The sequence below is a fragment of the Acidobacteriota bacterium genome (assembly GCA_034211275.1).
Lineage (GTDB): Bacteria > Acidobacteriota > Thermoanaerobaculia > Multivoradales > JAHZIX01 > JAGQSE01.
On record JAXHTF010000316.1, the window covers coordinates 1 to 4,084 of the forward strand.

Here is a 4,084-nt window from a genome sequence, read left to right on the forward strand (position 1 = left end):
GGTCGCCCGCCTGCCCCAGATCACCCCCACCCTGCTGGCGGTGGCGGCCCTCGGGGGGCTGGAGAGCGCCGGTCATCGGGAGGGTGATCAGGGCCTGGATCTGCGGGCGACCCTGCATCTCAAGGACCACGGCGAGGTGGTGGTGGAGCAGAGCTTCGACGGCTCCGGCGTCAGCGTCCAGGCGGCGCTGCACCTGCTCGCCTTCAGCTCCCTGGCGCTGAATTCATCGCTGGCGGATGTCGAGCTGGAGTCCGTCGAGGTGGAGATGGTGCGGAGCGCCCAGGTGCGGCTGGCCCAGGTGGTGGGAGCCTACGCGGAGCGCACCTCCGCCCGGCCGGGAGAGACCGTGCCGGTGCAGGTGGAGCTGGTGGCCCACGGTGGCGAGCAACTGCGCCGGCGGATCCTGGTGGAGCTGCCGGAAGATCTCGACGAGGGAGCCTATTTCCTGCTCCTGGGGGACGGCCTCAGCGCCGACGCTGCCCGCATGTTGGTGGAGCCGGCGGCGCCGGTGAATTTCCGTCAGCTGCTGCGCATGCTGCGCTCGTTGCACTCCCGCCGCGAGCTGGTGGTGCTCGGGTTGGTGCGGGATTCAGGCTTGGTCCTGGACGGCGAGGTACTGCCGCGGCTGCCGGGATCGGTGCGGTCGCTGTGGAGCAGCGCCGCCGCCGGCGGAGCCCAGCCTCTGCAGCTGGCCATCGCCCGGAAGCAGGTAGAGCCCATGAACCTGCCCATGACCGGCATGGCTCGGGTGGATCTGGAGATTCGGCGGCCCAGCGGTCAGCGTTGAGGCAGAGAAACGAGAACTAGCCATCGGTCGGCGGCGGGCTCGCCCCCCAATCGGGGCGTTGACCAGCCGGGAAGTCAAGAAGCCATGGAGTCAAGGAGTCAAGATACGGTATGAATCATCGAGCGATCTCCAACCTTCCTCGCCCCCTCCGGCGGTTCCTGCAGTTAGGTCGGCGCGTCGCCTTGGCGGCCGCGGCCTGGGCGCTTCTCATTCCTGCCCTGGCGCCCCCGGCAGCGGCCACCGAGGTCAAGATCTTCCAGCACGGCACCGCCTCCGACTTCCTGGCGGGAGAGCTGGAGGGCGTCAGCGTTGATCAGCTGGGGCGCCTGCGCCTCGCCGGGCGCCTCGAGCGGCTGACCTCCTTGGAGGAACCCTTCCTGCTCTCCGCCGAGCGTCTGGGGGACGGCTGGGTGGTGGGCACCGGCAACGACGGCCGGGTGCTCGAGGTGCGCGCCGACGGCACCGTGACGGAGCTCTTCCAGGCTCCCGAGCCGGAGGTCTTCGCCGTGTGGGCGGATGCCGACGGCACCGTCTTCGCCGGCACCTCGCCGGAGGGCAAGGTCTACCGCATCGCCGATGGTTCGGGAGAGGTCTTCTTCGATCCCGAGGAGCTCTACATCTGGGATCTGGCCCGCGCCGCCGACGGCCGGCTGCTGGTGGCCACGGGCACCCAGGGCAAACTGTTCAGCGTCGGTGCTGACGGTCAGGGCAAGGTGCTCTACAAGAGCCACGACACTCACCTACGCACCCTCCAGCCCCTCACCGGTGGCGACGGTGGCGGCGATGTGTTGGTGGGCACCGCCGGCGAGGGATTGATCCTGCGGGTGACGCCGGAGGGCAAGGCCCACACCCTCTTCGACGCCGCCCAGCCGGAGATCGTCGCCCTCACCGCCGGCGCCGACGGCACCAACTACGCCGTGGCGGTGGCCTCCGAGGCCAGTCAGGTGGACCTGGCCCAGAAGAAGGCCGAGGCCCAGAAGGAAAGCGCCGGCAACGGGGACGAGGAGTCGGAGGAAGGAGTCTCGGCGGTGGTAGACGACGGCGGCTTCGAGGGCATCGGCAGCCGGCCCAGTGGCTTCGGCGGCGGGCGTAGCGAGCTGCTCTCCATCTCCGCCGACGGGCTGGTGCAGACCCTCGGCAGCTTCCAGGACGAGACCGTTTACAGCCTGCTCTGGCACGACGACCGCCTGTGGGTGGGGACCGGTCAGGAAGGCAAGCTCTACAGCTGGCGAGAGCGGGATCGGGTGCTGGTGCTGGAGAAAGAAACCGAAGACCGGCAGATCGTGGCGGTGCTGCCGGGGGCCGAGGGGCCGTCCCTGGCCACCACCAACGCCGCCGCCGTCTACCGCTCCCGCCGCGGCACGGAGCAGCAGGGCACCTTCATCAGCAAGGTCCTGGATGCCGAGCAGCTGGCGCGCTTCGGCACCTTCCACTGGTGGGGCAACCTGCCCAAGGGGACGGCGGCGCAATTCTCCTTCCGCAGCGGCGTCAGCGCCGTCCCCGACGCCACCTGGTCTGAATGGTCCGAGGCCGGGGCGGGGCGCGAGCTGTCGCTGGAGTCGGTGCCCTCCGGCCGCTATGTGCAATGGCGCGCCGAGCTCACCTCCGGCAACGGCGTGACCCCGCGCATCGATTCCGCCGAGCTCTCCTACCGCCAGCAGAACCTGAGCCCGCGGATCCAGAAGCTGACGGTGCTCGACCCGGGGCAGATCCTGATGCCCGCCAATTTCAACCCGGCGCAGCAGGTCTTCGAGCCCGCCCATCCCAATCGGGACGGCATCTTCACCACCATCGATCCGCGGGGAGAGCGCTCCAACGGACGCCTCAAGTCGCTGTGGAAGCTGGGCTATCGGGCCCTGCGCTGGGAGGCTCAGGACCCCAACGGTGACGACCTCACCTATCGCCTGGAGTTCCGGCCGGCGGGACCGGCGGGGCAGGAGACCGGTCCCTGGCTGCCGGTGACGGAGGATCTGGAGGAGGAGTATTACAACTTCGACGCCACGGTGCTGCCGGACGGGATCTACCGCTTCCGGCTGGTGGCCACCGACGCCAAGGCCAACGGCGACGGTGAGGCGCTCACCGCCGAGACCCTCAGCGGACCGGTGATCGTCGACCACGGGACCCCCGAGGTGCTCAGCCGCCGGAGCCGGGGCAAGACCCTGGAAGTGGAGGTGGGGGATAGCTGGAATCCGCTGCGGGAAGCGGTGATGAGCATCGACGCCGGCGAGTGGATGGCGGTGCCGGCAGCGGATGGCCTGATCGACGGCCGGCGCGAGACGCTGGTCCTCGAGCCGCCGGCGGAAACCCAGCTGCTGTTGCTCCGGCTGGTGGATGCGGCCCATAATGTGGTCACCATCGATCTCACCGAGGAGCTTCCATGAGCCGGCGCGTCGCCGTCTATCCCGGGTCCTTCGACCCTCTGCACAACGGACATCTGGACCTCATCGAACGCTGCCTCTCCCTCTTCGACGAGGTGGTGGTGGCGGTACTCCACAACGATCAGAAAAAGGCCCTGTTCACCAGCGAGGAGCGGGTGCGCATGATCGGGCAGCTGCTGGCGCCCTATCCCAACTGCCGAGTGGAGAGTTTTTCCGGCCTGCTGGTGGATTTCGTCGAGAGCGCCGGTGCCAGCTGCGTGGTGCGCGGCCTGCGGGCGGTCTCGGACTTCGAGTACGAGTTCCAGATGGCGCTGATGAACAAGCGCCTCAATCCGCGGGTAGAGACCCTCTTCATGATGCCCCGGGAGGATTACACCTTCGTTTCCAGCCGCACCGTCAAGGAGGTTTTCTTCCTCGGCGGAAAGCTGGACGGATTGGTGCCGCCGGTGATCTTGAAGTACCTTGAAGCGCACAAAGACCGCGAGACTTGAGCCGGCACGCCGCTGGGCTCCGCCCCCGCGCCGGTCTCTTCAAAGGGAGCTGCCATGTCCGACCAACCCGTAATCGCTGAACGCACTCCGGTGGTGCTCGAACTAGAAGCCGGTGAGACCTATTGGTGGTGCATCTGTGGCCGCTCGAAGGAGCAGCCCTTCTGTGACGGATCCCACGCCGGCACCGACTTCGAGCCCATTCCCTTCGAGGTGACGGAAACCCGCCGCTACGCCCTCTGCCGGTGCAAATACACCGAAGACTCCCCCTTCTGCGACGGCCGCCACAAGCAGCTGCCGGCGGAGTAGAAGCCTCACTCCTTCGGAGCATCCTCGTCGAGTAGGTCCCGGGTGCCGGAGGTGGCGCGTTCGGCGGCGATTTGGGCGTCGATATCGTCTTCCGGTGGCGGGCTCGGCTGGGGGGTTGGGGC

4 protein-coding genes are annotated in these 4,084 nt (G+C 68.3%); all 4 read left to right on the forward strand.

What is annotated here, in order from left to right; translation table 11 throughout:
• A partial coding sequence (locus SX243_25410) for a hypothetical protein (GenBank protein MDY7096327.1) occupies positions 1-787 on the forward strand: 787 nt, incomplete at its 5' end.
• Between the two features lie 110 nt (positions 788-897).
• A complete protein-coding gene (locus tag SX243_25415) occupies positions 898-3,168 on the forward strand; it encodes a hypothetical protein (GenBank protein MDY7096328.1) in 2,271 nt (756 codons plus the stop codon).
• Positions 3,165-3,656 carry a pantetheine-phosphate adenylyltransferase gene (gene coaD, locus SX243_25420; GenBank protein ID MDY7096329.1) on the forward strand — a complete coding sequence of 164 codons (492 nt, stop codon included), beginning with the start codon at positions 3,165-3,167 and terminating at the stop codon, positions 3,654-3,656. The genes SX243_25415 and coaD overlap by 4 nt, the downstream gene beginning before the upstream one ends.
• A 54-nt stretch (positions 3,657-3,710) precedes the next feature.
• Positions 3,711-3,962: a CDGSH iron-sulfur domain-containing protein gene (locus SX243_25425; GenBank protein ID MDY7096330.1), complete on the forward strand. Its 252-nt coding sequence runs from the start codon at positions 3,711-3,713 to the stop codon at positions 3,960-3,962.
• Positions 3,963-4,084: the final 122 nt, after the last annotated feature.

What these genes read in the sequence shown, in the direction of transcription:
- SX243_25415 (MDY7096328.1), top strand. Translation starts at nt 898, where the DNA reads ATGAATCATCGAGCGATCTCCAACCTTCCTCGCCCCCTCCGGCGGTTC.
- coaD (MDY7096329.1), top strand. Translation starts at nt 3,165, where the DNA reads ATGAGCCGGCGCGTCGCCGTCTATCCCGGGTCCTTCGACCCTCTGCAC.
- SX243_25425 (MDY7096330.1), top strand. Translation starts at nt 3,711, where the DNA reads ATGTCCGACCAACCCGTAATCGCTGAACGCACTCCGGTGGTGCTCGAA.